The following is a 26004-nucleotide window of genomic DNA, read 5'->3' as shown; positions in this document are numbered from 1 at the left end:
GGGGTGAGTGCGGGCTCCAACCATCATCGTCGTGGAGGGGCTAAGTTGGAGCACATGACGACGCGCAGCGACGGACGAGCCCTGGATGAACTCCGAGACGTGACGATCACACGGGGGTGGTTGGATCACGCCGAGGGATCGGTGCTGGTCAGTTTCGGCCGCACCCGCGTGCTGGTGGCCGCGTCGGTGACCGAGGGGGTGCCCAGGTGGCGCAAGGGCTCGGGACTCGGCTGGGTGACCGCCGAGTACGCCATGCTTCCGCGTGCGACGCATGACCGCAGCCAGCGTGAATCGGTCAAGGGCAAGCTCGGTGGGCGCACCCATGAGATCAGCCGATTGGTGGGACGCAGCCTGCGCGCGGTGGTCGATCATCAGGCGCTCGGGGAGAACACGATCATGGTGGACTGCGATGTCCTGCAGGCCGATGGCGGCACGCGTACCGCGGCGATCACCGGTGCCTACGTCGCCATGGCCGATGCCGTGTCGTGGTTGCGTGAACGAAATCTGCTCGATGGTGAGCCGCTGACCGATTCGGTGTCGGCGGTCTCTGTCGGGCTGGTCGGTGGCACACCGATGCTGGACCTCTGCTACACCGAGGATTCCTCGGCCGACACCGACATGAACATCGTCATGAGCGGTGATGGACGCTTCATCGAGGTGCAGGGAACTGCCGAGCAGGAGCCGTTCGACCGTTCGCTGCTGAACGATCTGCTCGATCTTGGTGAGGTGGGATGCTCCAGGCTCACCGAGATGCAGAAGCAGGTGCTCGCGGAGCCGAAGCAGTGAGCCCGAAGGTCTTCATCGCGTCGGGCAACCGCGGCAAGATCACCGAGCTGCGGCGTCTGCTGCCGGGGGTCGAGGTGGTCGGAACCCATGACGTGCCGGAATGGACCGCGCCGCCGGAGACCGCCGACACGTTCGAGGGGAATGCCCTGATCAAGGCCCGCGCAGGATGCCGGGCGTCGGGGCTGCCGACCGTGGCCGACGATTCGGGCCTGTCGGTGGATGTCCTCAACGGGATGCCGGGGGTGCGTTCGGCACGGTGGGCGGGTTCGGACGCCACCGACCGCTCGAACCTGGAGCTGTTGCTGCACCAGCTCTTTGATGTGGGGGTGGATCGACGTGGCGCGCACTTCGCCTGCGTCGTGGCCGCGGTCTTCCCCGATGGCACCGAGATCGTGCGCAGTGGCACCATGCCCGGGCACCTCGCGTTCGAGCCCGAGGGCGACCATGGGTTTGGGTACGATCCGATCTTCGTGCCGCAGGGGGAGCGTCGCACCTCGGCGCAGATGAGTCCGGAGGAGAAGGACGCCATCAGCCACCGTGGTCAGGCGCTGCGGGCCATCATTCCCGAGTTGCTGGAGAAGTTGGAACGATGAAGCAATATCTCGACCTGCTCGCCCACGTGCGCGAGAACGGCGTCGCGAAACAGGATCGGACCGGTACCGGCACGGTGAGTTCGTTCGGCCATCAGTTGCGGTTCGACCTCACCGAGGGGTTCCCTCTGCTGACCACCAAGAAGGTCCATACGCGATCGGTGTTCGCCGAGTTGTTGTGGTTCCTCCGCGGTGACTCGAACATCGCCTGGCTGCACGAGAACAAGGTGACGATCTGGGATGAATGGGCCGATGAGAACGGCGACCTCGGCCCGATCTACGGAGTGCAGTGGCGCTCGTGGCCGACACCCGATGGCCGCCACATCGACCAGCTGAGCCGCGTCATCGAACAGATCCGCACGAACCCGGATTCGCGTAGGCACATCGTCTCGGCGTGGAATGTCGCCGACGTGGACTCGATGGCCCTGCCACCGTGCCACACGATGTTCCAGTTCTACGTGGCCGAGGGGCGGCTGTCGTGCCAGCTGTATCAGCGGTCTGCGGACCTGTTCCTGGGCGTGCCGTTCAACATCGCCTCGTATGCGCTGCTGACGCATCTGGTCGCGCAGGTGACCGGTCTGAAGGTGGGTGACTTCGTGCACACCTTCGGTGACGCCCACATCTACAGCAACCATTTTGAGCAGGTGGCGACGCAGCTGTCCCGTCCGATCGGTTCGCTGCCGACGCTGTGGGTCAACCCCGAGGTGACCGAGATCGACGCGTTCACGCTGGATGACATCCGCGTCGAGGGCTACGATCCCCAGCCGGCCATCAAGGCTCCGGTGGCGGTATGACGCCGATCCGGGCGATCGCGGCGGTGGCGGAGAACGGCGTCATCGGTGCCGATGGTGATCAGCCGTGGAGCCACCGTGAGGATTTCGCGCGGTTGAAGCGGCTGACCGCCGATGGGGTGTTGGTGATGGGCCGACGCACCTTCGAGGCGATCGGGAAGCCTCTGCCGGGCCGATTGTCGTTCGTGGTGACGCGCAATCCTGGATGGCAGAGCACCGTGGCCGAGTTCGGTGAGCGTGTGCAGGTCTTCGATGACGTCGACGCGGCTCTGGACGCTGCGGTGCAGACGGGGCGTCCGGTGTGGGTTTTCGGGGGCGGGCAGATTTATCGGGCGGCGTGGAGTCGTACCGAGGAGCTCGAGATCACCGAGGTGCATGCCGAGTTCGACGGGGACACGTATTTCCCGAAGATAGACCCCCGGGAATGGGAAGAAACCGCCCGCGAAGCGCGTGACGGTTTCTCCTGGGTGACGTACCGGCTCAGGTCAGCTTGAGGCGGTACCGCTGCTCGGTACGTCCGGTGACCTTGTGCTTGCGGGTGTCCTTGGTGGCCTGCCACCCCATGGCCTCGTAGACGAAGATGGCGCGGATGTTGTCGGCGTACACCCACAGTTCGACCTCGTCGAAGCCATGGGCGCGCAGGGTGTCGGGGAGAGCGACCAGTAGGCGGCGTGCCCATCCCGAACCCCAGTGCCCCGGGGCGACGCCCAGGTAGCGGAGTTCGGCGAGGGTGGCATCGGGGTCGCCGACGGGCTGCAGGGCCGCGAAGACGAGCATCTCGTCATTGTCGCGGAGGGCCAGCAGGTAAGACCGGTCGGAGAAGTCGAGCACGTCATGGATGAGCGGAATGGCGTCGTCATAGCTGGCGTCGGTGGGCTCGATCTCGTCGCGCTTCGCGGTGGCGTGCGCCCAGATCCGCGCGGCGGTCTTGATTGCTTCAGACTCGCGTGTCTCGTAGATTTCCACAATCCTCAACTTTCTCGTGCTGTGTGCCGAAGAAGGGAGTCGAACCCTCACACGCTGTGCGCACAGGAACCTAAATCCTGCGTGTCTACCAGTTCCACCACTTCGGCCCGGCTCTTCGGCCAGTGGTGTCAGTCTAGGGGATCCGGCTTCGGCCCGGACCCTGATTGTTCTTGGATTGTTTTCGACCCAAAGGGTGGTCAGTCCTCATCGGCGATGTCGAGCTCGCGTCGCAGGCGATCCACGTGTCCCTTGGCGCGCACGTTGTACTGAGCGACCGAGATCGTCCCGTTTCCGTCGGCGTCCACGTCCACCACGAAGGTGGAGCGGATGACCCCTTCGACCTCTTTGCCGTAGAGCTTTTTGACGCCGTAGGCGGCGTAGGCGGTGAGTGTGGACTTTTCGATGTCGGAGAGCAACGGGAAGCTCAGCGACTCCTTGTCCCGGAACCGGCCGAGTTTCTCGGGCTTGTCGGGGGAGATGCCGACCACGTTGATGCCGGCTTCACGAAAGGCGTTGAAGGCGGCGGTGAAGTCGATCGCCTGCGTGGTGCAGCCCGGCGTCATCGCGGCGGGGTAGAAATAGACCACGACGCGTTCACCGGCGAAATCGGACAACGAGACGTCCTTGCCGTCGGCATCGGGCAGGGTGAATGCGGGGGCGGCATCGCCCACAGCGAGACGTGTGGTGTCGGTCATCGTTCCTCCTTGACTATGCGCCCAAGGTACGCGGGGGTGCCTGGGGTGCGAAACCGGGGTGGTCCACATCGCGGGGTGTGGTGTGGTTGCTCGCATTCGGCTTGGATAGGGTGACTTCCCGTAATGTATGGCACCGCGTCGACTTAGGAGGCTCAGGGTGGCCGAGAAGGACTCGCGCAGCAAGGCGCAGATTGAGGCCGATATCAACTCAGCCCGCGTGCGGCTCGCGGCCAACCTGGAGGGCCTGGTCGATGAGATCCACCCTCAGGCGATCAAGAAGCGCAAGACCGACGAGCTGAAGACCGACGTCGAGAAGGCCAAACAGTTCGCCCGTGGTGCGGCCGAGGACGCCAAGGCACAGTTCGTCCACGAGGACGGTTCGGTGCGCATGGACCGGATCGCGTTGATCGCTGGCGTCGTGGTCGGTGTCGCAACACTGGCGATCGGCACGCGCGTGGTGGTCGGCAAGGTACGGAAGCGCTGAATGGCCGACCCCGACGAGGGCGGGCTGCCCATCCGGATGCTCCATGATCGGGTGCTTGTCGATCTGGAGAATGACGCCGGTGAACGCCGCAGTGGTGGCGGCATCCTCATTCCCGCGACGGTCACCATGGGGCGCAGGCTCGCATGGGCCGAGGTCGTGTCGATCGGATCATCGGTTCGGGTGGTGAAGGTCGGGGACCGTGTGCTCTTCGACCCCGAAGACCGCGCCGAGGTGGAACTGCACTCGCGCAGCTACGTATTGCTGCGAGAACGTGACATCCACGCCGTCGCAGCCGAACGTCTGTCCGAAGGGCACACTGGCCTCTACCTGTGACGCTGCGGCGTGGCTCCTTTCCGGAGCGTCTGCGTTTCAGTGGAGGCTTGGGCACCGACTTCGGTGCGTGGGGTTCCACCGAGATGTTTCGTGCCCCGGGCGCTGTTCAGCGGGACTCGTGTCTCATATGACCACCTCCCCGCAGTGCTTGGAAGAGCGCTCCGAGACGAGGCAAGGCGTCAAGGAAGACTTGACGGCGCTGCATGTGAAGAGTGTGTTTGCATCGTGGAGATCGCGAGGAGCGCGGTCAAGCGGGGAGTCGTCGAGGCCGACATTCTTCACGTCGATGATCTCCACACCACATTCCAGGATCGCTTCTGATGATCCCCTTGTCCAGGAGGGACTGCCTGGGGGTGCTGAGCGCGCTCGACTCCACGTCGAGCGTCTGGGCGAGGCTGGAGCGTGCCACCTCGGCGCCGCCGAGCTCCGCCATGGCGGCCAGCACCTCGCGCTCCTTCGGGGAGGCCTTCGCCCATCGGGCGCGGTGGAGCGCCCGCGGACTCCCCCCCCGACCCGGAGGACGCCATCGCCGCCGCGGCGGTCGACGCTGTGAGCTGCATCGGCGTCTCCGTCTCTTTCCGATAGATAGGGTCAACTATAGGAAAGCGGTGGAGGGGTCGAGGGGCGCATGGAAACGATCAGCGGGGGGCCGACGGCCGCGAATCTCTATGGTTCTACGCGAGTTCGGCCGCGGTTGCTTCATCCCGTCATCGCCTGGCTCGTGGTGGTGGCCGTCTTCGTGATCGGCTACGGGGCGCCGACTTGGGGATCCTTGTCGACGGTACTCGGGCTGGGCGTAGAGCCCTCAACCGGTGTGCCGAGCGAGAGCGATCGGACGGCCTGAATCGCCGTGCTCCTGCTGCTGCAGGTCGCGGGGCTCATTCTCGGCGTCGCCGCAGTCTTCGTTGTCAGGATCAAGCACCGCGAGGTGTATGGCTCGCCGCTCCCGCTCCGCGCAATCGCAGGCCGTCCGCCGCGTCTCACCGTCGTGCTGATCCCGGTCATCATGGCGATCATCGCCACGGCCTTCGCGATCGGGATGTCCCTCGCGGAAGCCGGTGTCATGGGCGACTACACGCCCCGCAGCTCGAGGCTGGATGGGTCCCTCGGCCTCGGCATCCGGTACGCGGTCTACAGCGTCGTGGCTGGCACGATGGAGGAGATAAGCGTCCTGCTCGTCCCCGTCGTCCTCCTCCGTGCATCGGGCCATCGCTGGCTGATGGTCTACCTCGCCTGCATCGTGATGCGCCTGGCCTTCCATGTCGACTATGGCCTCCCGATCGCCGCCGGCCTCGCGATCTGGGCCGCCATGATGGTCGTGCTCTACCGCGCGACCCAGCAGATCCTCGCCCTCCTCGTCGCCCATGGTCTCTACAACGACTTCGGAAACCTCGAAGGACTCCTCTACACCTACCTTGGCGGCGACGCCGGAGAAGCGCTGGGAGCGGCAGCCACCGCGGTCCGATGGGGCCTGGTGGGCACCGGGATCGTGATCGCCATCGTCTTCACCACCCGGCGCCTGGTGCGTGGGCAGATAGGCGAAGGGGCCCGCCAGTGACGGGCCCCTTCTGCATCGCCTGCCTGCGGAATCGTTCCCGAGCGAATGGCGATGTGCTCCCATCGAGAATCCTGCGAGAGCAGATCAGTGGCAGCTTCCCGACCCATGAGATGTCCGCGTAGCCCATCCCGGATCGCTCGTGAGCGATGGAGGGCGGCACCTGGCGGTGTTGGATGCGATCCACCCCGGCGGGCATCCGGTTCGCATTAAACGCTGCGGAGGTGAATCCGCTGTCCAAGCAGGAATGGGGCATGGGCTCGGCTGCCCTGGTGAATACTCAGACTCCGAGTTCGCTCAGCCACTGGGTGATCGGTCGCGGGGAAAGTCCCAGGAGCTTCTGCGCGCTGTTTGCCTCGGCGATGACGTTCCCGTCCTGAGTGTTGAGTGCCTGGTAGAGCGCGATCACAGGCGCGGCGGCCGGGCCGAACAGGGGGGTGATGAGTTCACCGAAGGCGTCCGGTGTGATGGCCTCGAAGTGCACGTCCCGTCCGAGGTGGGAGGTGAAGGCCGACGCGAGATCGGGACCGGTGAGCGCGGGGAGGTGCCCCACGGCAACGTTCCCGGTGATGGTCGGGTCCGTGAGGAGGTGGGCGACCGTCGCAGCGACATCGAGGTGGGAGCTCCAGGAGACGGGGAACGTCTCGGGCAGGGGGTAACGGAGCACACCCTCCTCCCGGGCGGGGCCCGCGATCACCGGGAGGAGTAGGTTCTCCAGGTACAGGCGGGGGGCGACGACCGCTGTCGACACTCCGGCCGCGGTCACCTCTCGGATGAGTGTCATGAGGGGGCTGTTGTCGGGGGCCTGCAGCGGGGAGCCGGGCTGGTCGATGATCTGGCCGCTCGTGGAGATCACCACACGGTCTGGGCGTGCAGTGGTTACGGCCGTGGCGATCGCGGCAGCTTGTGCCTTGGTGTCGGCAGGAGCGCCCATCGGCAGGTGGATGAACACGCCCTTAGCACCGCGGTAGATACCAGTGAGCGCGTCGGCGTCGGACAGGTCGACCGCCACCGATGCGGTTCCTGCTGGAAGGGTATCGGGGGTGCGGACCGCTGCGATGGGGGAGGCGCCGCGAGCTGCGAGGGATGAGAGGACAGGTGAGCCTTGTGCGCCGGTGGCGCCATGAACGATGTAGGTCATGAGACGATTAGTGCATGCGTAGCACTGGTTACGTCAACTGCACTAATGGAGGAAGTATGACTGGATTCGTCGAGCCTGATCTGCCGGAGTGCGGGGTGGAGCGCTTCCTGATGCTCTTCCCTGGGCCGTGGGGAACGCTGATCGTCCGTGAGCTGATGCATGGGCCGCAGCGCTTCGGAGAGCTGCGTGCGGCACTGCCGGGGATCAGTGCGCATACCCTCACGGATCGTCTGCGCATGTTCGAGGCGCGGGGCATGGTGACGCGCACCTCCTACGCGGAAATCCCGCCGCGCGTGGTGTACGAACTCACCGATTTGGGCTGGAGCCTGCGCCCGGTGCTCGACGCGATGTACGAGTGGGGGATCGCGGCGCCGACGACGGCGTTCACCGTGACCTCCGGCTCTGCTGAGACGGCGAGGCGATGACTATGGTCGACATGTTTGTGGTCCCCTCCGGGCCAGCTGGGGAGCAGGGCGCTCGACTGATGGCGGCGACCGGGGGACGATGGCGCGCAGCGCCGTAGAGCTGCTGGCGATCGAGAACCCGTCCTCTCGAGTGCTGGAGATCGGATTCGGGCCCGGGCTCGGACTGGCGGCTCTGGCCGAGCGGGTTCCGGAGGGTCAGGTGATCGGCGTCGATCCCTCGTTGCTCATGCATCGCCACGCCGGACGACGCAATGCTGCGGCCATCGCTGAAGGGCGCATCGTGTTGCACCGGGGCGCGGCCGCTGCCCTGCCTTTGTCGGACGCAAGCATCGATGCGGCGATGATGACCGATAACCTCCACTTCTGGCCAGATCCACGAGCGGGCCTGCGGGAGCTCCAACGCGTGCTGCGTCCCGGGGCTCCAGTGGTGTGCGGGTTCAGCCCGCCGTCGGGCGGGCCTCCGAGGGGGCTGGCGAGGATGTTCAGATCCGTCGGATTCCGTGACATCATCGAGTCGCGCGATAGTGCTCAGTACCTGCTGAGGGCGGTACACACTCCGGACGCGGCCGGGGGAGGTGCCGGTGCTCAGGTGGACTGAAACTGACTTCCCCGACGGATCCGGGCCGCGCTATCGCAGAGCGTAGCCGGGGATTGGGGGCTGCTGCTACCGAGCTCGGCAGGCCTCCAGCTGTGCTGCTGTCATCTGCAGGAGGCCAACGGTGCCGGCCTCGTATGCGGCGAGCAGATCGAAGTGTTCATCGAGCAGGTACTGCATCTGTAGGCCGTCCATCACGGCGATCAGTGCCGGGGCGATTGCTGGGGCGGACACGGAGGGCCCGATCCTCCCCGCGGTGACGTCCTCGCGCAGGGATGCGGTGAAGGTCTCCGTCGTCTCCCGGTAGCGCTGACTCATGTGCGGATGTGCAGGATGGTCGGGTGCCGTGGCCTCGGCGGTGAGGGTCATGCGCAGACGCATGATGCCGGGTTGCTCCAGGTTCCTGCGCAGGACGGCTCGACCCAGCGCGAAGGTCGAGCGGCCGCCGTCTGCGGCAAACGCTTCGCGCTGTGCTCGTTCGCGTTCCATGAGTGTGGCCAGCAGAAGATCCACCTTGGAGGGGAAGTAGTGGAGCAGGCCAGGCACAGTCATCCCCGCCTGGTCCGCGATCTCCTGGAGTGAGCCATCGCGGTACCCCGAGCGCCCAAAGACGTCGACGGCGGCTTCGAGGATGTTGCGCCGGCGGACTTCCTTCGGCAACCGGGTACGGGTGCGTGGGGAGACGGCCTGAGTCATCTCGTCATCCTTTCACAGCTTGACTATCTAGCAGCTACTAGATGACGATGCTCCGGTATCGCGCGCCTCCTGCGCGTCTTCACGAAGGAGTGAACATGAGCAGCTCCCCTGCCGCCACCGCCACATCGCCCGGGTCCACCGACGGAGCACCTTCTGCCGCCGGAGCCCCGCACCGCAAACGCAACGTCGCTCTCATCTCAGGCGCGATGGTCGCCGATTCCGCGGAGAACGGCATCGTCAGCGGGCTCTTCCCCGTCATCCAGGCGTCCCTTGGCCTCTCCACCAGCGCCCTGGGGATCCTGATCGCTGCGGGGCGGCTGATCAGCGTCGTCTCCGGACCGGTATGGGTGTTCCTCACCCGGTACTTCAGCCGCCGGGCAGTGCTCGGCTTCGCCGCGGGCATCTGGGGCATCTGGGGTGTCGTCGCCGCGTTCTCCCAGGACTTCTGGCAGCTCCTGATTCTCAACACGATCGCCGCGGCAGGTTTCACCGCCGCACACGTGTTCCTGCCCGCGATCGTTGGGGACTCCTTCCCCGACGCTAGAGTGAGATGGCATATGACAACCGAGACCCTGCACAAGAATCCTGCGCACGTCCCTGTTGGCATCGAGCTGCGCGACGCCACGAACTTCCGCCGTATCGTCCGTGCCCGTGAAGCTGTCGAGCAGGCGAACGTCGAGCTGCGCGACGCCGTGGCTGCGGCGCGAAATGATGGAGAATCCTGGGCCACCATTGGGGCCGCACTGGGAACCACTCGGCAGGCCGCATGCCAGCGCTTCGGGCGCTGACCTCCGCGTGCTGGTCGAGTGGCAGGAAAGCAAAAGCCCCCCGGCCCGATGGGCCGGAGGGCAACTCGTACACCGCCAGGGATTCGAACCCTGAACCCGCTGATTAAGAGTCAGCTGCTCTGCCGTTGAGCTAGCGGTGCGCGCAAGGAATGACTATACGGGTCAAGGAAAGGCTGGCGCAAATCGCCGCGTTGACTCCTCTGCATTCAGCCCCTCGTGACAAGCTGAGCGGCCGGTCTCGATCGAGGCCGGCCGCTCAGGTCATGCGTGGGGGAGAGGATCAGCGCTGCTGGTCGCCGTATTGAGGCTGGTCCCCGTAGGAGGTCTGGTCCCCGTAGGAGGTCTGGTCCCCGTAGGAGGCCTGATCTCCGTACTGGGCCTGGTCGCCATAGGACGCGGGCTGTCCGTACTGCTCCTGACTTCCCGCGTCCTGCTCCGGTTGCTGGGAGGCCTGTGCGGGAGCCTCCTGTGCGGGGGTCTCCCGGGTCTCCTCGTAGGCGGTGGCGCCGGAGACGGCGCGAGGCTCGTCGCCTTGGGCGCCGAAGTCGCCGGTGTCGACCCCAGCGCGATCGGAATCGCGTGATTCGTCCTCATTCTCGAGGCGGTTGCCCTGCTTGTCGGTCTTGATGTCCGGGTCGAGTCGGTCGGCTTCACGGACTCGCCTGTCGTGGTCCGAGCGGCTTTCCTGCGCGTGCTCGGAACGCCCTCGGGCCTCCATCTCGAGTTTTTCGGCACGAGCAGCCTTCTCATCGGCCTCGGCGCGGGCCTTCTTGGCTTCGCGTTCGGCCTCGGCGGCTGCCTCCTCCTTGTGGAGCAAGCTGCCTTCGTCGCTGTGGATGTCTTCACGCAGCGCGGCGGCTTCCTGCCGGTTCGCGTTCTTCTTGCGGCCGCGCAGCATCACTGACACACCGATGATGATCAGGATGACGACGATGGCGACGCCAACGATGATGCCGATCTGGGTATTGGGCATGATTCTTGGCCTTTCTGGTCAGGGCCGGCGATGCCGTCCGGTTATCAGCGTACTGACGTGTCGACATTTCTGTCACGCATGTCCAGGTGCCCCGGCGTCACCCGGCGTCGACGATCCTGCAGAATCAAGACATGGACAAGGCAGCCATCCACATGCCCGGTGACCTGAACCGGCTCCGCCGTGAGACTGACATGGTCATGGCCGCCGTCGACAGCCTGCACAAAGACGAGCTGGCCGAACCCGCACTCGTCATGGGGTGGACACGTGCCCATGTCGTGGGGCATCTCATCGGCAACGCTCGCGCACTGACGCGCCTGGCGCAGTGGGCCGTCACCGGACGGGAACAGCCGATGTACGCCTCGCGAGAGGCACGCGATACCGAGATCGAAGAGCTCGCAGCGCTGTCGGCCGAAGAGCTCAAGAAGACCCTGCGCGAAGCGAACGCCATGTTCATCGACGCGGCCGAGAAGCTCTGCGCCAAGGATCTGGCCGCGCCGATGGTCACCGGCCCGCTCGGTGAGATCAGCGCCTACGCCATTCCCGCCTACCGCATCAGCGAGGTCCTGGTGCACCACCTCGACCTGCGCACCCTGTGGGGGCTCGACGAGGCTGACATGGACGCGTTGGAGGACGCTCTCGATCTGGCGGTCGTGCGCCTGCAGGGCCGTGATGACTGGCCGGGGTTGGCCATCGACACCGACGAGGGCGAACACCACGTCATCGGTGATGGAACGACGCAGGTCCGTGGCGGGCGCGACGCCATCCTCGCCTGGCTCACACGTGGCATCACCGATGGTGTTCGGAGCGATGGTGAGCTGCCGGTCCCACCCGCCTTCGCCTGACCACATGCCCTGGCCAAGTGGTGATGGCCGCATGGCAGGACGATCGGGGCTTGGGGCGTCGGCCTAGCATCATGGGAGACCACGTGATCGAGGAAGAATCAGATATTCCGCCGACCACAGGGCGGGGAGGATGGAGGAAGCATGTCTGAACGAATCAATTTCCTGAACGGCGTGAGTCAGCTTCATGCTCACTACACCGAGAACGTGCGTCTGCTCGCTCGTGCTTACAACCTCCGCGATGAGGAAGCCGCTCAGCTGTTGGACGGCTTCGGATACCACAACGTCGCCCGCAACATCCTGGTCAAGCGAGACGAATCAGAAGAGGAGCCGAGCAACTTCGATGAGCATGAACAGGAGATGCGCGGCTGACGCATCATGATGTGCGCACTGCGGCCAATCTCTGTTGACGCAGGATGTCGTGCTCCGGGGACTCGAGACGATCCAGCTCCGTTCCCAACGCCATCTCCAGCAGATGGTCCGCAAGCGCGGGGTTGCGTGCCAGCACAGGGCCGTGCGGATAGGTGCCGATGACGCGTCCCTGTACCGCACCCTCGGTGCCATCGAACCCATTGCCGACGCCGACCTCCACGGTCGCCAGGGGTTCAGCGTCGGCGCCGAGACGGGTGTATCCGCTGTGGTTCTCGAAACCGGTGAGCCAGGCGTCGTCACCGGTGCGACCGTTCCACCGCGTGAGGATCTCGCCGACAGCCCGCTCGGGACCACGCTCGGACGTGATGTCGAGCAAACCCAGCCCTTGGCGCGGCTCATCATCAGAACCGACGCCGAAGCTGTTGCCCAAGATCTGGTAGCCGGCACAGACGCCGAACACCACGGCTCCGGCATCCACGGCGCGGTAGATGTTCCCGTCGGCGCGCAGGGCTTCCACCGCGGAGGTCTGGGCGCCGTCCTCGCCGCCGCCGATCACAAAGATGTCGCCGTCGGTGGGCAGCTCGTCGCCCGGTTCCACCTGGGTGAGCCGGACGTCGATGTCACGCCATTCGGCCCGCTTGGCAAGGACCATCGCGTTGCCCTGATCGCCGTAGATGCCGAGCAGCGACTGGTAGACGAGTACGATCTCAAGACTCATGCGAGCCCTCCCAACTTCCGGAGCTTCTGGAACGGGGTGTAGGTGGAGAGCACGTCGATGCGACCGCTGTGCATCCGCATCGCCTGGGACAGGTCAGGCTGGACGCGGTGCTCGACACCGGCGTACAGGAGCCGGACCGACAGGTCACCGCATCGTGGGCCGGTGACCACCACGTTCTTGCCTACGAGCTGTTCGAACTGCACATCCCACAACCACGAGACGTCCTTGCCGTCGGCGGCGACCGAATCGATGGCGAGCACCACGTCATCACAGGTCAGGATCGGCAGGGCCTCGGCCCAGCCGGCTGGGTTTTTGGCCAGCATCAGACGGGCCTCGGTATCGCCGAAGGTGGCGGTGGCGAAGCGCCCGGCCGGTGAGGTGACGGTGCGCATGCCGCGGATGGCATCGGAGGTGCCCACGCCCATCAGATCCGCAGCGGCGAGCGCACAGGCGGCGTTCGACACGTTGAACTGGCCGGGCACCTGCAACTTGGGGTGCCAGATCGTGCCCTCGGGATCGACGATCACCTCATTGCTGACCCGCCACGTCGGTGTCGGCTTGGCCAGGGAACAGCCGGTGCACCACCAGCGGCCCGGCGTCGAGGAGTCGGTGTCGGCTTCAACGCGCTCGATGCGGGCGCCGCATTCGGGGCACAGCGCCGAGTCGGCGTTCCAGACGCTCTGGGTATCCACCCAGATCACCTTGCGGGCACCGCGGCACGCCCACACGATCAGGGGTTCCTCGGCGGAGGCCACCACGACCGGGCCATCGGCACCGGCGGCTTCGAGGGCATCACGCCAGGCGCGCCCCATCGAGGTGATCTCGTGGTGCCTGTCGAGCTGGTCGCGGGAGAAGTTCAGCAGCACCATCACCTCGGGGCGGCCCATGCGCACCACGTCGGCGACGACGCGCTCGTCGGTCTCGAGCACGGCGATGTCGGCATCCGGCTTCTGGCCGAGGGCCGAGGCGATGCCGTAGTGCAGGTTGGCGCCATCGGCATTGGTCACGAGCCGGTCCGCCGCCGCACCCAGCCCTGCACGAAGAGCCGCGGCCAGCAGGTGGGTCGTCGTGGTCTTGCCGTTGGTGCCGGACACCATCGCGATGCGGCGGCCCTGCAACAGCTTCTCCAGCGAACGTGGGTCGAGACGCTCCATGACCTTGCCCCGGATGCTGGCCCCTGAGCCGCGCCGGGCGAGACGTGACGCCAACGCTGCGGCGGAACCGGCGGCGTGGGCGGTCTGTAGCCGCAATGTTTCGGCGCGGGTGAACCTGGCAGGGGTGGCGCGGCGGTCGAGTTCGGCAGAGGACATGGCGTCCATTCTGGCACCGTCATCGGGAATCCGGGGCGGAATGCTCCCGCGTGCCGGGCACGAGGGATACCGTGGAAACATAGGATCCGACACGATCTTCAGGAGCGCAACGATGGGCACCTACGCCGAGCAGCACCGCAACTCCCTGTCTGACCCCGAGGGCTACTGGGGGCGTCAGGCCGAACGCGTGGAATGGGACACCAAGCCCACACGCGTACTCGACCGCAGCCGCGATCCGATCTTCCGATGGTTCCCCGACGGGGTCCTCAACACCTGCCACAATGCGTTGGACCGCCACGTCGCGGCCGGGCGAGGTGAGCAGGCTGCGCTCATCCATCATTCCGCCATCACCGGCGCCCGCGAGACCTTCACCTACACCGCGCTGCGTGATCGGGTCGCCAAACTCGCCGGAGCGCTGCGAGCCCTGGGGGTCGAAGCCGGTGATCGCGTCGTCATCTACATGCCGATGATCCCCGAAGCGGTGATGGCCATGCTCGCCACCGCACGTCTCGGCGCAGTGCATTCGGTGGTCTTCGGTGGCTTCGCGCCGGCCGAGCTGGCTGTGCGCATCGACGACGCCCGGCCCAAGGTGGTGTTGTCGGCATCGTGTGGGCTCGAGGGCCAGCGCATCATCGAATACAAACCGATGCTCGACCGCGCACTGGATCTTGCTGAACACAAACCCGAGGCCTGCATGATCGTGCAGCGCGAGCAGGCGGTGGCCGACCTCACCGAGGGACGGGACCTTGATTTCGCTCACGCCATGGATGAGGCCGTTCCGGTCGACCCCGTGCCCGTGGCCGCCACCGATCCGCTGTACATCCTCTACACCTCCGGAACGACGGGGAAGCCCAAGGGCGTCGTCCGCGACAACGGTGGGCATGCAGTGGCGATGTGCTTCGCCATGGAGGAGATCTACGATGTCGGCCCCGGTCAGGTGCTGTTCACCGCATCGGACGTCGGCTGGGTGGTAGGGCACTCGTTCATCGTTTACGGGCCACTTCTGGCGGGCGCCACCACGGTGCTGTTCGAAGGCAAACCCGTCGGGACCCCCGACGCCGGGGCGTTCTGGCGCGTCGTCTCCGAGCATGGCGTCCGTGCACTGTTCACCGCGCCGACCGCGATGCGCGCGATCCGCAAGGTCGATCCCGGAGGTGAGCTGGTGGGAGAGTATGACCTCTCGTCGTTGAAGACGCTCTTCCTGGCCGGGGAGCGACTGGACCCCGATACGTACGAGTGGGCCGCCGACAAGCTCGCTGTCCCCGTGATCGACAACTGGTGGCAGACCGAAACCGGCTGGCCGATCGCCTCCAATATGCGCGGTATGGAACCCATGCCGGTGAAACCCGGATCACCCACGGTTCCGGTGCCCGGCTACGACGTACGGGTGCTCGATCCCGAAGGGGCAGATGTGCCCGCGGGGTCCGAGGGGGCGATCGCGATCCGTCTGCCGATGCCACCGGGAACGCTCGCCGGGATCTGGGGTGATGAGGATCGTTACGTGCGCTCCTACCTCGACACCTACCCGGGCTTCTATCTCACCGGTGACGGTGGCTACATCGACGAGGACGGGTACGTGTTCGTCATGGGGCGGACCGATGACGTCATCAACGTGGCCGGACATCGGCTCTCCACCGGCTCGATGGAGCAGGTCCTCGCGTCCCATCCGGCGGTGGCCGAAAGTGCCGTCATCGGTGTCGCGGATGCCTTGAAGGGCCAGATCCCGCGGGGCTTCGTCGTGCTCAAGTCGGGTGTCGACAGCTCTGCGGATGAGGTGATCGCCGAGCTGGTGCAGGCCGTGCGTGACGAGATCGGGGCAGTGGCGGCCCTGCGGCGCATCGATGTGGTCGACGCCCTGCCCAAGACACGTTCAGGCAAGATCCTGCGCAAGACCATGCGGGAGATCGCCGACGGCGGCCAGGGGAGCGTGCCCTCCACGATCGAGGATCCGCAGGTCATCGAGAACCTGCGCGGGGTGTTGAGCGGCCAGCGGGAGTCATGACGCGGGTTACCGCCTGTTCGTCTTCTTGCAATCTCCTCGACACCGTGGAGTCGGCCTGCTGTTGATGGATCCTCCGATCATGTCGCCCATGGGTACGAGACGGGATGTGTTGCGCGCCGGTCTGATCATCGGTGGAGGAATCGCGCTCGGAGGGATCGGGGCCGGTGTGGCGGGAAGGCCCGCGGCTGCGGCGGGCTCGACCTCGCCGGTCTCGACATCCTCGATCGGACACAACCACCATGGACGCTTCCGTGCGGCGGACCTGCAGGTGATGACTGTCACCGAAGACAGCCTCACGGTGTGCTGGGCCACGTGGGATGCGCTGCGCCTGGAGGAGGGGCGGCCCGTCGGTGTGCCGACGAACGGGCGGCTGCGGGTCTGGCCGAAGTCGGCGGGCTCCGATCTCCGGACGGTTCGGCCCGAAGCGGTCCGCGAGGTCCACTCGCTCGGTGAGGCGGCCTTCCACCTGCTCACCGTGGAGGGACTGGAACCCGACACCGACTACTGTTTCGAAGCCGACTCCGAGGGCGCTCGAGCCAAGCCGACCCACCACTTGATCGAGGAGTCCCGGCGTGTGGTGCGCACCTTGCCGAGGCTTCCAGGGGAGCTGCTCGAGACCATCGTCGTTGCCAACGATGTGCACATCGGTGAAACGGTCGATGGTGTGCTGGTGGGGGAGTTCCCGCCGCCGGCACGAGTGCCCGAAGGGGCCCGGCCGTATCCGGAGGTGGCGTTGGCTGCAGTGATCGAGGGTGCACGCCGGGCCGGCGCCTCCCGCCTGTTCGTCAACGGTGACCTCACCTCCGAAGCTCGCCCGGAGGAGGTGCGTCGAGCCAGGGAACTGCTCGACACGTTCCCCGGGCGCTGGCGGGTGACCCGCGGCAATCATGATCGTCCGCACCGGGCCGATCAGGATGCCCGGTACGCCGAATGCTCCACCTACACACCGCCCGAAGGTGCGCTCTCGAGTGCCGCACGTGATGAGGGACGTGATTATCGGGACTGCTTCGGGGAGCATTTCGGAGAGCGGCAGCGACCATGGGTCGAGGAACTCGACAGTGGTGGCCGTGTCGTCGGGGTCGATTCGACCACGCTCGACAGCAGTGGAGGAGCCATCGCATCCGACCAGATGGATGAACTCGGTGACATCTTGCGCAGCGAGCCCACGAGGCGAACGGTGGTCATGCTCCATCACCCGGTCACCAACGAGGCGGCGTTCACCAATCCGGGGACGCCTGCGTTCGTGCTCAACCGTCGCGACGCGATGAAGTTTCAGCGGTTGGTGGAACAGACCCCCGGTGTCGCCCTGGTGATGGCCGGGCACACCCACCGTTCGCGCCACAACAGGCCCGATGTGGCCACCGAGGCGGTGTTCCTGGAGACCCCCGCCGCGAAGAGCTGGCCGACGGGGGCCACACATCTGAGGTTCTTCGACGATGGAATCATGGTGAATTTCCGTCACAACATGGGGGCGGAGGCCCATGATTGGGCGATGCGAACGCGGTGGACCCAGTTCGGTCTGTCGCCGGCTCTCGGCTCGGGGACCGTGGATTCGCGGAACATGGTGATCCGCTGCTGAACGGCCGCCAGGCGCTGTACGCCATGCATGCGATGCTGCACCGACCGGTGGAGTGAACGCTCTTCATCAGCGCTTCGCATTTGGTTCGTTCTGGGCGACTCAGGAGGGAACATTTCCCTCCTGAGTCGCTCAACGGCCTGCAAATGCGAGCTACGGGCTACTCACCCCACAGGTCTCCGACGTGCCGTAGTAGGATGTGTGCCATGGCTGTCGTTGATGCGGGAAAGCGGTCCGGGGCGCATCAGCCCGGGGCAGGGGCGGCTGCGCGTCCCCGCCCGTCCACGTTCGTCCTCAAGCAGGTGATGGCCGTCACCGGAGTCATCTTCGTGGGGTTCGTGTTCGTGCACATGATCGGCAACCTCAAGGTCTACTTCGGTGCCGAGTCGCTGGACTCGTACGCCACGTGGTTGCGGAGGGTCGGCTACCCGCTCATCCCGCATCAGGGAGTGTTGTGGGCGCTGCGAGTGGTCCTTTCGGTCTCGTTGCTCGCGCACATGTGGGCCGCGATCACCCTGTGGCTGCGCGGACGCCGCGCCCGCGGCCCACATCGCCGTCGACGTCCCGCGACGTTCTCCGCGCGCACGGCATCGTGGATGCTGCCCGGTGGTCTGGCGATCGCCGTCTTCGTGGTGGTCCACATCCTCGACCTCACGCTGGGCGCCGGGGTGGCCGCGTCGGGACACCAGCACGCCGACCCCGACGGAACGGTCCACGCGTACGCCAATCTGGTCGCAAGTTTCTCGCGGCCATGGATGGCTGTTTTCTATGTGGTCATCATGCTCGTGGTGGCCTTCCACATCGAGCATGGTGTGCGGACGCTGATGCAGGACTTCGGCGCGACCGGGCGCCGACTGCGCAAGATCTGGGCCGTTGTCGGTGGCGCCCTGGCGTTGGCCGTCGTGTTGGGCAACGCCCTCATCCCCGTTCTTGTTCTCGTAGGAGTGATCTCATGAGCCTCCGTCAGCGCGTGAAGGACGCCATCACGTCAGCGTCCGGAACCAAAACAGGGGCCGCGGCAGCACGTGCAGTTCTTGATCCGGAGAGTGCGGGCATGGGGAAGGCGCTGGTTTCGGCACGGCGCGTGCCGAAGCTCGATGCCCGAGTCCCCGAAGGAGACGCCCTGACCGCTTGGGACCGCAGGCGGGCCGAGTACCGCCTCGTCAACCCGGCGAATCGTCGCAAGTACACGGTGATCGTGGTGGGAACCGGTCTTGCCGGATCGGGGGCTGCCGCAGCGCTGGCCGAGCTCGGTTACCACGTGGAGTGCTTCACCTTCCATGACGCCCCACGGCGTGCGCACAGTGTGGCTGCGCAGGGCGGCATCAACGCCGCCAGGGCCCGCAAGATCGATGGTGATTCCCTGCGCCGGTTCATCACCGACACCGTCAAGGGCGGCGACTTCCGTGGGCGGGAGGCCGATGTGGCGCGTCTGGCGGAGGAATCGGTGCGGGTCATCGATCACATGCAGGCCATCGGTGCGCCGTTCGCGCGCGAATACGGTGGGCAGTTGGCGACACGGTCCTTCGGCGGCGTGCAGGTGTCGCGTACCTATTACACGCGCGGCCAGACCGGGCAGCAGCTGCAGGTCGCGGCTGCCCAGGCACTGCTGCGGCAGGTGCATCGCGGCTCTGTCACACTGCACACCCGCACGGAGATGCTTGACCTGATCGTCGCCGACGGGCGAGCTCAGGGCATCGTCACACGCGATCTTCGGACCGGGGAACTCGGTGTCCACACCGGGCATGCGGTGGTTCTGGCCACCGGCGGTTACGGTTCGGTGTACTTCCATTCGACGCTCGCCATGAACTCCAACGCCACGGCCACGTGGCGTGCACATCGGCGGGGCGCCTATTTCGCGACTCCCTCCTATGTGCAGTTCCACCCCACGGCGCTGCCCGTCTCGTCGCACTGGCAGTCGAAGACGACGCTGATGAGTGAATCGTTGCGCAATGACGGGCGGATCTGGGTGCCGAAGGATCCTGACGAGAAGCGTCCACCCGGTGACATCCCCGAGGCCGAGCGTGACTACTACCTGGAACGCCGCTACCCGGCCTACGGGAACCTCACTCCACGCGACATCGCCTCGCGGGCCGCGCGCACCGAGATCGAGGCCGGCCGCGGTGTCGGCCCCCTGAAGAATTCGGTGTACCTGGATTTCCGTGACGCGATCGAACGGCTCGGCCGCGATGTCATCGCAGAGCGTTACGGAAACCTGTTCGAGATGTACCACGACGCCACGGGGGAGGACCCTTACACGGTGCCGATGCGTATTGCGCCGGGGGCCCACTTCACCATGGGTGGCCTGTGGTCCGACTACGACCAGATGACTTCCGTCGATGGTCTGTTCGTGGGCGGTGAGGCCGGGAACAATTACCACGGAGCCAACAGGCTGGGAGCCAACTCCCTGCTCAGCGCCTGCGTGGACGGCTGGTTCACCCTCCCGCTGTCGGTGCCGAACTATCTGGCAGGTGTTTCGCGTGAGGCCCCTCTGGCGCATGATGCCCCCGAGGCCGTCGAAGCGCTCGACGCCGTGCGAGGCCGCATCGACCGCCTGATGCAGAACGAGACGGGAACGCGCCCGGCCACCTTCCACCGACGCTTGGGTGAGATCCTCTACCGCGGCTGTGGAGTCTCCCGTTCGGACGCCACGTTGCGCACGGCCCTCACCGAGTTGGCGGAGCTGAAGGAGGAGTTCTGGCAAGACGTTCACGTGGCAGGAAGCGGCGATCGGCTCAACCAGGAGTTGGAGCGCGCCGGGCGGGTGGCCGATTTCATCGAGCTGGCAGAGCTCATGGTGACCGATGCGTTGGATCGCACTGAATCGTGTGGCGCGCACTTCCGGGAGGAGTTCGCGACGCCCGAGGGTGAAGCACAGCGCAACGACGATGAATGGTGTTTCGTGTCGGCCTGGGAGACCACCGCAGAGGGCAGGCACATCCGCCACGTGGAGCCGTTGACGTTCGAGACCGTTCCGTTGCAGACGAGGGATTACCGATGAGCACCATGCGGGTTGAGATCGAGATCTGGCGGCAGGAGGGCCCCGAGGATCGGGGGGCGTTCGAAACGCATGTCGTGGAGGATGCGACTCCCGAGATGAGTCTTTTGGAGCTTCTTGACCGTCTCAACGACCAGTTGGCCGAGCAGGGGATCGAACCGATCGCCTTCGAGTCCGATTGCCGTGAGGGGGTCTGTGGGGCGTGCGGCGTCACCGTCGATGACAGGCCGCATGGCCCGGTGCCCAACACTCCGTCGTGCCGACAGCACCTGCGTGCCTTCGGAAACATCTCCCGGTTGCGGATCGAACCCTTGCGCAGCGCGGCGTTCCCGGTGATTCGGGATCTGGTCGTCGACCGGTCGGCGATGGACCGGGTCATCGAGGCCGGCGGCACCGTCGACGTGGCAGCGGGCACTGCGCCCGACGCCGATGATCTGCTCGTCGGGCATGACGATGCTGAGGTCGCCCTGGACTTCGCCGCGTGCATCGGTTGTGGGGCCTGCGTCGCGGCCTGCCCCAACGGTGCGGCCCATCTGTTCGCCGGCGCCAAGCTCGCCCACCTCGCGCTCATCCCTCATGGGAAGATGCAGCGCGGTGAGCGAGGACACGCCGTGTTGAACGAGCTCGATGCCGAATTCGGGCCGTGCAGCACCTACGGCGAGTGCGTCACGGTGTGTCCGGCGGGGATTCCACTCGAAGCCGTGGCCGCCGTTCACCGCGAGGGTCTGCGGGGGCTGTTCCGCGGTCGGGCCGACTGATACGGCGGCCTCAGTGGGGCGGCCTCAGTAGGAGACGTGCCCGGGCAGGGTGTCTGGGCGCAGCCGCTGGAGCAGGGCGTCCGCGCCCTGGATGAGCAGACTGGTGTCGACGCCGACGCCGCAGAAGGTCATGCCCTCGGCCATCCACATCTCGGCCTGTGAGGGGTCGAGCGTCAGCATGCCGGTGGGCTTGCCCAGGGCACGGACCTCGGCGGCGGTCCTCTTCACCACTGACACCACCTCGGGGTGGTTCATGTCGCCGTCAAGCCCCATGTCTCCGGCAAGATCGGCGAGGCCGAAGAACACCGAGTCGACGCCGTCGACCTCTGCGATGGCTGTGGCTTCCTTGATACCGGCGCGTGACTCCACCTGCACGATCAGGCAGATGTTCTCGTTGGCGTGCGTCAAGTAGTCGGTGGCACGGCCCCAGTTCGCGGAGCGAGCCAGACCCGCCCCCATGCCGCGGATGCCCTCGGGTGGGTAGCGCACGGCACGGACCAGTTCGCGGGCTTCGGCGGCCGATTCGACCATCGGCACCATCAGGTTGCGGACGCCGAGCTCGAGCACCTGCTTGATGAGCGCGGGGCTGCCGTGTGAGATGCGGACCACCGGCTGGGAGACCTCGTCACGGAGTGCGGGGTCGATCGAGAGCGTCGCCGCCGCGATGCCCTGCATCTGGGCCAGCACGGTGCGCAGGTCGTTGGGGCCGTGTTCACCGTCGATGAGGAGCCAGTCGTAGCCGCACCCGGCCAACAGTTCGGCGGCATACCCGTCGCCCAGTACGGACCACAGGCCGATGAGCTGTTCGCCGGCCGCCAGACGCTGCTTGAACCGATTCGGTGTCGTCGTGATGCGCAGTGCCATGGTCATCTCCTGGAGCTCGGTCCTCGCGTCGTTGTGAGCGCTGCTCTCAGGCTATCGGCGCATCAGTCGGTCAGGGCTTCGGTGAAGATCTGGGCCAGTTCGTCGGAGAACAGCACGAAGCGCACATGGGTGAAAGCCTCGAGGTCGGGTGAGGAACGCACTGCGGCGACGGCCACCGACGCCACCTCGGCGGGGGCCCAGCCGTAGACGCCTGCGCTGATGGCGGGGAAGGCGATGGTCTTCGCGCCGACGCGGGCCGCCTCGGTGAGAGACCGGGAGAAGCATGCGGCGAGGTCGGCTGGATCGGTCTGGCCGGCGTGCCGGTTGGGGCCCACGGTCTGGATCACCCACGTGGCGGGCAGGTCACAGCCCGGCAGTGCAGCGGCGGCGCCCACGGGGAAGCCTTCGGGATAGTGCTTCTTGAGTTCCTTGCAGTGAGCGAGGAATTCGGGGCCGGCAGCCCTGTGGATCGCTCCGTCGACACCGCCACCTCCGAGCAGCCCCGAGTTGGCGGCGTTGACGATGGCGTCGAAGGTGCTCTCGGTGATGTCGCCACAGATGGCGTCGATGATGGTCATGGACGCCACGCTAACGCCGCGGACGAGGGCGTCAGTCGAGCGGGGCCCGTCGACTGTCACCCGGTAGGGGCCGCTCATCGTGGGTGGTGAGATCCAGCGCGGGGGCGAACACGATCTCGGTCTGCTCGACGAGGATGCGTTCGAGAGCGTCACCGTCGAAGAGGTACTGGATGCCATCTTCAGTGAAGCGGTCGGTTCCCGGCTCGGTCCGCACTTGACGAAGCTGCGATTCTGGCCCTGCATGGGGAAGGGCACCGGGAAAGTGGCCGGGGCCAGCTGGCGTCCATCGATGGTGATGTCGAACGCGGTGCCGCGCATGCGGACGAACTCGAAGTCGTGGAGGACGAACACTGGGAAGGATGTCGTCCCCTGAGTGCGACGACGCCTCCGGTGGCAGCCACAGCCAGCAGGCCGGTTGCGGCCCAGCGGTCCATGAGCGAGGTCGGGGGGCCAGCAGAGAGAAGACGATGGATGTGGTGGCGGCGATGCGGTTTCTCATGTTGTTGACTCCGGTGTCAGTGGCTCATCGGTGATCGCGGCGGACATGGCCCGGAGGGTGCGCAGGCAGGCTTCGAGATCGTCGGGCGTGACATCGGCGAAGAGGTGAGCCAAGGTCTGCTCGCCGAAGTCGGAATGGGTGGTGAAGTAGTCGTCGGCCCGCGGGGTGAGGGAGGCCTGTTTGGCGCGGCCGTCGGCGGGGGAGGGGGCCAGCTCGATGAACCCTTTCTGGGCGAGGGCTGTGACGAGCTTGGTGGCGTTCTGGTGGCTGGTGTCCAGGGCCTTGGCGACCAGTGCTGTGGAGCTGATCGGTTGCGGCAGGTGGGCCATGATGGTGAGCGCCAACCACTGCTTCAGGGTCAGCTCCTCGATCTGGGCGTCGAAGTGCGTCTGCATGCGGTTGGCGAGAAGGAGGACGCCGGCGAATGTTGCCTGTTCGGTGGTGATGTCTTGCATCCGACGCTGCCCTCTCGCGTGTGCCGATACCCGGCTATATGTAACTAGTTGTATATATTCTAGCGCTGATGGCGTGGAGGGATTCGGGGCGGGGGTGAAAAAATCCGGGGTTGTGTCATTCGTGTGAATGCACAACCCCGGATGTTGGGGTGAGTGACGGGACTCGAACCCGCGGCCACCTGGACCACAACCAGGTGCTCTACCAGCTGAGCTACACCCACCATGTCGCTGAGCGACCACGTAATACTAGCGCCTCTTTGCGCGTGGGGCGAATCGTGAGACGAGTCGTCCGAATCGGGGAGTGTTACCCATGTCACGCGATGTGCCTTAGGGTCACAAGGTAATCAGAAACCGACCCGGAGGACATCGTGTCGAGTCAGTTCACTGAGGACGAAAGGATGAGTGGGGGCGCTTCGCGGGACGATCTGCTGGACCAGCCGATCGGCGAAGGTGGCACCCCTGGGCAGAGCGAGGATGAGCGTGCCACCGAACAGCTCCGTGCCCATGGTGTGCGTTTGGGCATGGGAGGTGTGGCCACCTTCGTGTTCTGGCCCGCACTGGCCATCGTCGTTACCGTGACGCTGCTGGCCATGATCTTCCCCAGTGGGACCGGTGATGTGTTGACGGGAGTCCAGACCTTCATCGTCACGCACTTCTCGTGGCTGTACATCCTGCTGGTGGGCGCGTTCGTGATCGTCGCGCTGATTGTGGGATTCAGCCCGCTGGGTCGGGTTTTCATCGGCAGACCGGGCGATGAGGCGGAGTTCAGTCTCATCTCGTGGTTCGCGATGCTCTTCGCCGCCGGCATGGGGATCGGCCTCGTCTTCTATGGTGTGGCCGAGCCGCTCACGTTCGCCACGGTCGATCCGAAGCCCGGTACCGCTTCGGATGAGAGGTCGATGATCCACACGGCCATGGCGCAGACCTTCGTGCACTGGGGTGTCCACCCCTGGGCGATCTATGCGGTGATCGGCCTCTCGCTGGCTCTGGCCATCCACCGGCGCAACCGGCCGGTCTCCATTCGTTGGGCACTCGAACCGCTGCTCGGTGACCGGGTGAAGGGCGTGATCGGGGATGCGATCGACGTTCTGGCCGTGATCGGAACCGTGTTCGGTGTGGCCACCTCGTTGGGTCTGGGCGTCGAGCAGATCACGTCAGGGCTGGCGTATCTGGGCGTGGTGGACGATCCGGGAACGCCGCTGATGATCGGGCTCATCGTGGTGATCACCGCGCTGGCCACGATCTCGGTGGTGTCGGGTGTCGGCAAGGGCATCAAGATTCTGTCGGATGTGAACATCGGCCTTGCCGGTTTCCTGCTGCTGTGTGTCATCGTGTTCGGTCCGACGCTGTTCATCGTGCGGCTCGCCGTTGAGGGCCTGGGCGTCTACCTCGGCAACTGGTTCGGGCTGACCTTCGACACCTCGATGTTCGCCACTGGCGCCGCGATGGAGTGGCAGGGCTCGTGGTCGATCTTCTACTGGGGCTGGTGGATGTCGTGGGCGCCCTTCGTTGGTGTGTTCATCGCCCGCATCTCGCGCGGGCGTACCGTGCGCGAATTCATCATCGGCTCACTTCTGGTGCCCATGGCCGTGGCCGTGGTGTGGTTCTCGGCGCTGGGCGGTACGGCGATCCATCGCGAATTCTTCGGTGAGAAGGGGCTCGTCAGTGAAGGGAAGGTTGATGCTCCGGCGGCTTTGTTCGAGACCCTTTCGGAGCTGCCTCTCGGCAGTCTCTTCGCAGTGATCGCGATCATCTTGGTGGCGGTGTTCTTCATCACCTCGTCCGACTCGGGTTCGCTGGTGGTCGACATGCTCGCCTCGGGCGGGCATCCGAATCCACCCACGTGGAGCCGGGTGCTGTGGGCCGTGATGGAAGGCGCGGTGGCCATCGCATTGCTGCTGGCCGGTGGCCTTGGGGCGCTCCAGGCCGGGGCGATCGCCACGGCGTTGCCGTTCAGCCTCGTGTTGGCAGCCATGGCTGTCGCGGTGATAAAGGTCCTGCGTGGGATCGTTCAGGAGAACGAACGCGAGGCAGAGCGTGAACGTGGCCGTCAGGTGCGTGAAGAGGTCACAGAGCACCTCACCGAGGACTTCGATGACACGCTCGGCCCCAAGGTCGACGACCGTATCGATTACCGCCTTCAGCGCTCGGATCCGACGTGGCGTCGACGCCTCCAGCAGGGGCCGCGTCAGGACTGACGCCTGGATGCTGTCGTGG

General features: G+C 65.9%; 29 protein-coding genes and 3 tRNA genes. 18 read left to right on the top strand and 14 right to left on the bottom strand.

The features are described 5' to 3' along the window. Positions 1-54 precede the first annotated feature (54 nt). The 4 genes from rph to FB460_RS04000 are packed head-to-tail and all read left to right on the top strand — an operon-like array spanning position 55 to position 2661. Entirely contained in the window at positions 55-786 is a 732-nt protein-coding gene (gene rph, locus FB460_RS04015; RefSeq protein ID WP_142092785.1) for a ribonuclease PH, read from the top strand. Further along, positions 732-1379 (top strand): RdgB/HAM1 family non-canonical purine NTP pyrophosphatase, encoded by a 648-nt coding sequence (rdgB, locus tag FB460_RS04010; protein WP_142092784.1) that lies wholly within the window; start codon positions 732-734, stop codon positions 1377-1379. The genes rph and rdgB overlap by 55 nt, the downstream gene beginning before the upstream one ends. Continuing rightward, positions 1376-2170 carry a thymidylate synthase gene (locus FB460_RS04005; RefSeq protein ID WP_142092783.1) on the top strand — a complete coding sequence of 265 codons (795 nt, stop codon included), beginning with the start codon at positions 1376-1378 and terminating at the stop codon, positions 2168-2170. The genes rdgB and FB460_RS04005 overlap by 4 nt, the downstream gene beginning before the upstream one ends. Next, positions 2167-2661 (top strand): dihydrofolate reductase, encoded by a 495-nt coding sequence (locus FB460_RS04000; RefSeq protein ID WP_142092782.1) that lies wholly within the window; start codon positions 2167-2169, stop codon positions 2659-2661. The genes FB460_RS04005 and FB460_RS04000 overlap by 4 nt, the downstream gene beginning before the upstream one ends. Here the strand turns inward: FB460_RS04000 and FB460_RS03995 are convergent. From FB460_RS03995 to bcp, 3 genes are all read right to left on the bottom strand, one after another. After that, positions 2648-3133, bottom strand: a complete 486-nt coding sequence (locus tag FB460_RS03995; RefSeq protein WP_246044290.1) for a GNAT family N-acetyltransferase — start codon at positions 3131-3133, stop codon at positions 2648-2650. The two genes, FB460_RS04000 and FB460_RS03995, sit on opposite strands and share 14 nt — an antisense overlap. Before the next feature lie 24 nt (positions 3134-3157). Next, a tRNA-Leu gene (locus FB460_RS03990) sits at positions 3158-3240 on the bottom strand. 90 nt (positions 3241-3330) lie between these two features. After that, entirely contained in the window at positions 3331-3828 is a 498-nt protein-coding gene (gene bcp / locus FB460_RS03985; protein WP_142092780.1) for a thioredoxin-dependent thiol peroxidase, read from the bottom strand. Positions 3829-3985: 157 nt separating this feature from the next. Between bcp and FB460_RS13145 the strand changes: the two genes are divergently transcribed. From FB460_RS13145 to FB460_RS03975, 3 genes are all read left to right on the top strand, one after another. Then, positions 3986-4312 (top strand): DUF3618 domain-containing protein, encoded by a 327-nt coding sequence (locus FB460_RS13145; protein WP_211345819.1) that lies wholly within the window; start codon positions 3986-3988, stop codon positions 4310-4312. Then, on the top strand, positions 4313-4645 hold the full coding sequence (locus tag FB460_RS13140) for a GroES family chaperonin (protein WP_211345818.1): 333 nt from the start codon (positions 4313-4315) through the stop codon (positions 4643-4645). Between the two features lie 850 nt (positions 4646-5495). Beyond that, on the top strand, positions 5496-6203 hold the full coding sequence (locus FB460_RS03975; protein ID WP_142092779.1) for a CPBP family glutamic-type intramembrane protease: 708 nt from the start codon (positions 5496-5498) through the stop codon (positions 6201-6203). 277 nt (positions 6204-6480) lie between these two features. On the opposite strand, the gene FB460_RS03970 is transcribed toward FB460_RS03975, so the two are convergent. Then, a complete protein-coding gene (locus FB460_RS03970) occupies positions 6481-7341 on the bottom strand; it encodes an NmrA family NAD(P)-binding protein (RefSeq protein WP_142092778.1) in 861 nt (286 codons plus the stop codon). A 56-nt stretch (positions 7342-7397) separates the two neighbouring features. On the opposite strand from FB460_RS03970, the gene FB460_RS03965 reads away from it, so the two are divergent. Together FB460_RS03965 and FB460_RS03960 are read left to right on the top strand one after the other, a co-directional pair. Continuing rightward, the gene (locus tag FB460_RS03965) at positions 7398-7766 is read left to right on the top strand and encodes a winged helix-turn-helix transcriptional regulator (protein ID WP_142092777.1); all 369 of its coding nucleotides are present in this window, start codon (positions 7398-7400) and stop codon (positions 7764-7766) included. Positions 7767-7845: 79 nt separating this feature from the next. Continuing rightward, positions 7846-8364 (top strand): class I SAM-dependent methyltransferase, encoded by a 519-nt coding sequence (locus tag FB460_RS03960; protein WP_142092776.1) that lies wholly within the window; start codon positions 7846-7848, stop codon positions 8362-8364. Between the two features lie 66 nt (positions 8365-8430). On the opposite strand, the gene FB460_RS03955 is transcribed toward FB460_RS03960, so the two are convergent. Further along, the gene (locus tag FB460_RS03955) at positions 8431-9057 is read right to left on the bottom strand and encodes a TetR/AcrR family transcriptional regulator (RefSeq protein ID WP_142092775.1); all 627 of its coding nucleotides are present in this window, start codon (positions 9055-9057) and stop codon (positions 8431-8433) included. A 95-nt stretch (positions 9058-9152) separates the two neighbouring features. Between FB460_RS03955 and FB460_RS03950 the strand changes: the two genes are divergently transcribed. After that, a complete protein-coding gene (locus FB460_RS03950) occupies positions 9153-9845 on the top strand; it encodes an MFS transporter (protein ID WP_170209934.1) in 693 nt (230 codons plus the stop codon). Positions 9846-9913: 68 nt separating this feature from the next. On the opposite strand, the gene FB460_RS03945 is transcribed toward FB460_RS03950, so the two are convergent. Next, positions 9914-9985 (bottom strand) — tRNA-Lys (locus tag FB460_RS03945). A 140-nt stretch (positions 9986-10125) separates the two neighbouring features. Further along, positions 10126-10818, bottom strand: coding sequence for a hypothetical protein (locus tag FB460_RS03940; RefSeq protein WP_142092773.1), 693 nt, complete (start codon positions 10816-10818; stop codon positions 10126-10128). A gap of 131 nt (positions 10819-10949) precedes the next feature. On the opposite strand from FB460_RS03940, the gene FB460_RS03935 reads away from it, so the two are divergent. Continuing rightward, positions 10950-11660, top strand: coding sequence for a maleylpyruvate isomerase family mycothiol-dependent enzyme (locus FB460_RS03935; protein ID WP_142092772.1), 711 nt, complete (start codon positions 10950-10952; stop codon positions 11658-11660). Positions 11661-11801: 141 nt separating this feature from the next. After that, on the top strand, positions 11802-12029 hold the full coding sequence (locus FB460_RS03930; protein ID WP_142092771.1) for a hypothetical protein: 228 nt from the start codon (positions 11802-11804) through the stop codon (positions 12027-12029). 4 nt (positions 12030-12033) lie between these two features. Here FB460_RS03930 and FB460_RS03925 read toward each other — a convergent pair whose 3' ends face one another. Both FB460_RS03925 and FB460_RS03920 read right to left on the bottom strand, forming a co-directional pair. Then, complete coding sequence (locus FB460_RS03925; RefSeq protein ID WP_142092770.1) at positions 12034-12747, bottom strand: type 1 glutamine amidotransferase; 714 nt, start codon at positions 12745-12747, stop codon at positions 12034-12036. Next, positions 12744-13901, bottom strand: coding sequence for a Mur ligase family protein (locus FB460_RS03920; protein WP_246044289.1), 1158 nt, complete (start codon positions 13899-13901; stop codon positions 12744-12746). The genes FB460_RS03925 and FB460_RS03920 overlap by 4 nt, the downstream gene beginning before the upstream one ends. A gap of 268 nt (positions 13902-14169) precedes the next feature. Here FB460_RS03920 and FB460_RS03915 point away from each other — a divergent pair, with 268 nt between their 5' ends. From FB460_RS03915 to FB460_RS03895, 5 genes are all read left to right on the top strand, one after another. Continuing rightward, entirely contained in the window at positions 14170-16059 is a 1890-nt protein-coding gene (locus FB460_RS03915) for a propionyl-CoA synthetase (RefSeq protein WP_142092768.1), read from the top strand. An 88-nt stretch (positions 16060-16147) separates the two neighbouring features. Continuing rightward, positions 16148-17638 (top strand): metallophosphoesterase, encoded by a 1491-nt coding sequence (locus FB460_RS03910; RefSeq protein ID WP_211345817.1) that lies wholly within the window; start codon positions 16148-16150, stop codon positions 17636-17638. Between the two features lie 203 nt (positions 17639-17841). After that, on the top strand, positions 17842-18591 hold the full coding sequence (locus tag FB460_RS03905; protein WP_142092767.1) for a succinate dehydrogenase cytochrome b subunit: 750 nt from the start codon (positions 17842-17844) through the stop codon (positions 18589-18591). A gap of 98 nt (positions 18592-18689) precedes the next feature. Continuing rightward, the gene (locus tag FB460_RS03900; protein ID WP_142093348.1) at positions 18690-20636 is read left to right on the top strand and encodes a fumarate reductase/succinate dehydrogenase flavoprotein subunit; all 1947 of its coding nucleotides are present in this window, start codon (positions 18690-18692) and stop codon (positions 20634-20636) included. Positions 20637-20641: 5 nt separating this feature from the next. After that, positions 20642-21391, top strand: coding sequence for a succinate dehydrogenase/fumarate reductase iron-sulfur subunit (locus FB460_RS03895; protein WP_142093347.1), 750 nt, complete (start codon positions 20642-20644; stop codon positions 21389-21391). 24 nt (positions 21392-21415) lie between these two features. Here FB460_RS03895 and FB460_RS03890 read toward each other — a convergent pair whose 3' ends face one another. The 5 genes from FB460_RS03890 to FB460_RS03870 all read right to left on the bottom strand — a co-directional run bounded on the left by FB460_RS03890 (position 21416) and on the right by FB460_RS03870 (position 24008). Next, positions 21416-22255 (bottom strand): HpcH/HpaI aldolase family protein, encoded by an 840-nt coding sequence (locus tag FB460_RS03890; protein WP_142092766.1) that lies wholly within the window; start codon positions 22253-22255, stop codon positions 21416-21418. Positions 22256-22317: 62 nt separating this feature from the next. After that, positions 22318-22833, bottom strand: coding sequence for a macro domain-containing protein (locus FB460_RS03885; protein WP_142092765.1), 516 nt, complete (start codon positions 22831-22833; stop codon positions 22318-22320). A gap of 31 nt (positions 22834-22864) precedes the next feature. Continuing rightward, positions 22865-23047: a hypothetical protein gene (locus FB460_RS03880; protein WP_142092764.1), complete on the bottom strand. Its 183-nt coding sequence runs from the start codon at positions 23045-23047 to the stop codon at positions 22865-22867. A gap of 281 nt (positions 23048-23328) precedes the next feature. Beyond that, complete coding sequence (locus FB460_RS03875; protein ID WP_142092763.1) at positions 23329-23787, bottom strand: MarR family winged helix-turn-helix transcriptional regulator; 459 nt, start codon at positions 23785-23787, stop codon at positions 23329-23331. Positions 23788-23932: 145 nt separating this feature from the next. Beyond that, positions 23933-24008 (bottom strand) — tRNA-His (locus FB460_RS03870). Positions 24009-24185: 177 nt separating this feature from the next. Here FB460_RS03870 and FB460_RS03865 point away from each other — a divergent pair. Further along, positions 24186-25985: a BCCT family transporter gene (locus tag FB460_RS03865; protein WP_142092762.1), complete on the top strand. Its 1800-nt coding sequence runs from the start codon at positions 24186-24188 to the stop codon at positions 25983-25985. Positions 25986-26004 lie beyond the last annotated feature (19 nt).

It is taken from the genome of Propioniferax innocua (genome assembly GCF_006716235.1).
Taxonomy (GTDB): domain Bacteria; phylum Actinomycetota; class Actinomycetes; order Propionibacteriales; family Propionibacteriaceae; genus Propioniferax; species Propioniferax innocua.
This window is presented reverse-complemented; position numbering and strand designations above follow the sequence as displayed.

Excerpts from the sequence above, each read along its gene's own strand:
- rph (WP_142092785.1), top strand. The coding sequence starts at position 55 with ATGACGACGCGCAGCGACGGACGAGCCCTGGATGAACTCCGAGACGTG.
- rdgB (WP_142092784.1), top strand. The coding sequence starts at position 732 with ATGCTCCAGGCTCACCGAGATGCAGAAGCAGGTGCTCGCGGAGCCGAA.
- FB460_RS04005 (WP_142092783.1), top strand. The coding sequence starts at position 1,376 with ATGAAGCAATATCTCGACCTGCTCGCCCACGTGCGCGAGAACGGCGTC.
- FB460_RS04000 (WP_142092782.1), top strand. The coding sequence starts at position 2,167 with ATGACGCCGATCCGGGCGATCGCGGCGGTGGCGGAGAACGGCGTCATC.
- bcp (WP_142092780.1), bottom strand. The coding sequence starts at position 3,828 with ATGACCGACACCACACGTCTCGCTGTGGGCGATGCCGCCCCCGCATTC.
- FB460_RS13140 (WP_211345818.1), top strand. The coding sequence starts at position 4,313 with ATGGCCGACCCCGACGAGGGCGGGCTGCCCATCCGGATGCTCCATGAT.
- FB460_RS03970 (WP_142092778.1), bottom strand. The coding sequence starts at position 7,341 with ATGACCTACATCGTTCATGGCGCCACCGGCGCACAAGGCTCACCTGTC.
- FB460_RS03965 (WP_142092777.1), top strand. The coding sequence starts at position 7,398 with ATGACTGGATTCGTCGAGCCTGATCTGCCGGAGTGCGGGGTGGAGCGC.
- FB460_RS03960 (WP_142092776.1), top strand. The coding sequence starts at position 7,846 with ATGGCGCGCAGCGCCGTAGAGCTGCTGGCGATCGAGAACCCGTCCTCT.
- FB460_RS03955 (WP_142092775.1), bottom strand. The coding sequence starts at position 9,057 with ATGACTCAGGCCGTCTCCCCACGCACCCGTACCCGGTTGCCGAAGGAA.
- FB460_RS03950 (WP_170209934.1), top strand. The coding sequence starts at position 9,153 with ATGAGCAGCTCCCCTGCCGCCACCGCCACATCGCCCGGGTCCACCGAC.
- FB460_RS03940 (WP_142092773.1), bottom strand. The coding sequence starts at position 10,818 with ATGCCCAATACCCAGATCGGCATCATCGTTGGCGTCGCCATCGTCGTC.
- FB460_RS03935 (WP_142092772.1), top strand. The coding sequence starts at position 10,950 with ATGGACAAGGCAGCCATCCACATGCCCGGTGACCTGAACCGGCTCCGC.
- FB460_RS03930 (WP_142092771.1), top strand. The coding sequence starts at position 11,802 with ATGTCTGAACGAATCAATTTCCTGAACGGCGTGAGTCAGCTTCATGCT.
- FB460_RS03925 (WP_142092770.1), bottom strand. The coding sequence starts at position 12,747 with ATGAGTCTTGAGATCGTACTCGTCTACCAGTCGCTGCTCGGCATCTAC.
- FB460_RS03920 (WP_246044289.1), bottom strand. The coding sequence starts at position 13,901 with ATGGAGCGTCTCGACCCACGTTCGCTGGAGAAGCTGTTGCAGGGCCGC.
- FB460_RS03915 (WP_142092768.1), top strand. The coding sequence starts at position 14,170 with ATGGGCACCTACGCCGAGCAGCACCGCAACTCCCTGTCTGACCCCGAG.
- FB460_RS03910 (WP_211345817.1), top strand. The coding sequence starts at position 16,148 with ATGGGTACGAGACGGGATGTGTTGCGCGCCGGTCTGATCATCGGTGGA.
- FB460_RS03905 (WP_142092767.1), top strand. The coding sequence starts at position 17,842 with ATGGCTGTCGTTGATGCGGGAAAGCGGTCCGGGGCGCATCAGCCCGGG.
- FB460_RS03900 (WP_142093348.1), top strand. The coding sequence starts at position 18,690 with ATGGGGAAGGCGCTGGTTTCGGCACGGCGCGTGCCGAAGCTCGATGCC.
- FB460_RS03895 (WP_142093347.1), top strand. The coding sequence starts at position 20,642 with ATGCGGGTTGAGATCGAGATCTGGCGGCAGGAGGGCCCCGAGGATCGG.
- FB460_RS03890 (WP_142092766.1), bottom strand. The coding sequence starts at position 22,255 with ATGGCACTGCGCATCACGACGACACCGAATCGGTTCAAGCAGCGTCTG.
- FB460_RS03885 (WP_142092765.1), bottom strand. The coding sequence starts at position 22,833 with ATGACCATCATCGACGCCATCTGTGGCGACATCACCGAGAGCACCTTC.
- FB460_RS03875 (WP_142092763.1), bottom strand. The coding sequence starts at position 23,787 with ATGCAAGACATCACCACCGAACAGGCAACATTCGCCGGCGTCCTCCTT.
- FB460_RS03865 (WP_142092762.1), top strand. The coding sequence starts at position 24,186 with ATGAGTGGGGGCGCTTCGCGGGACGATCTGCTGGACCAGCCGATCGGC.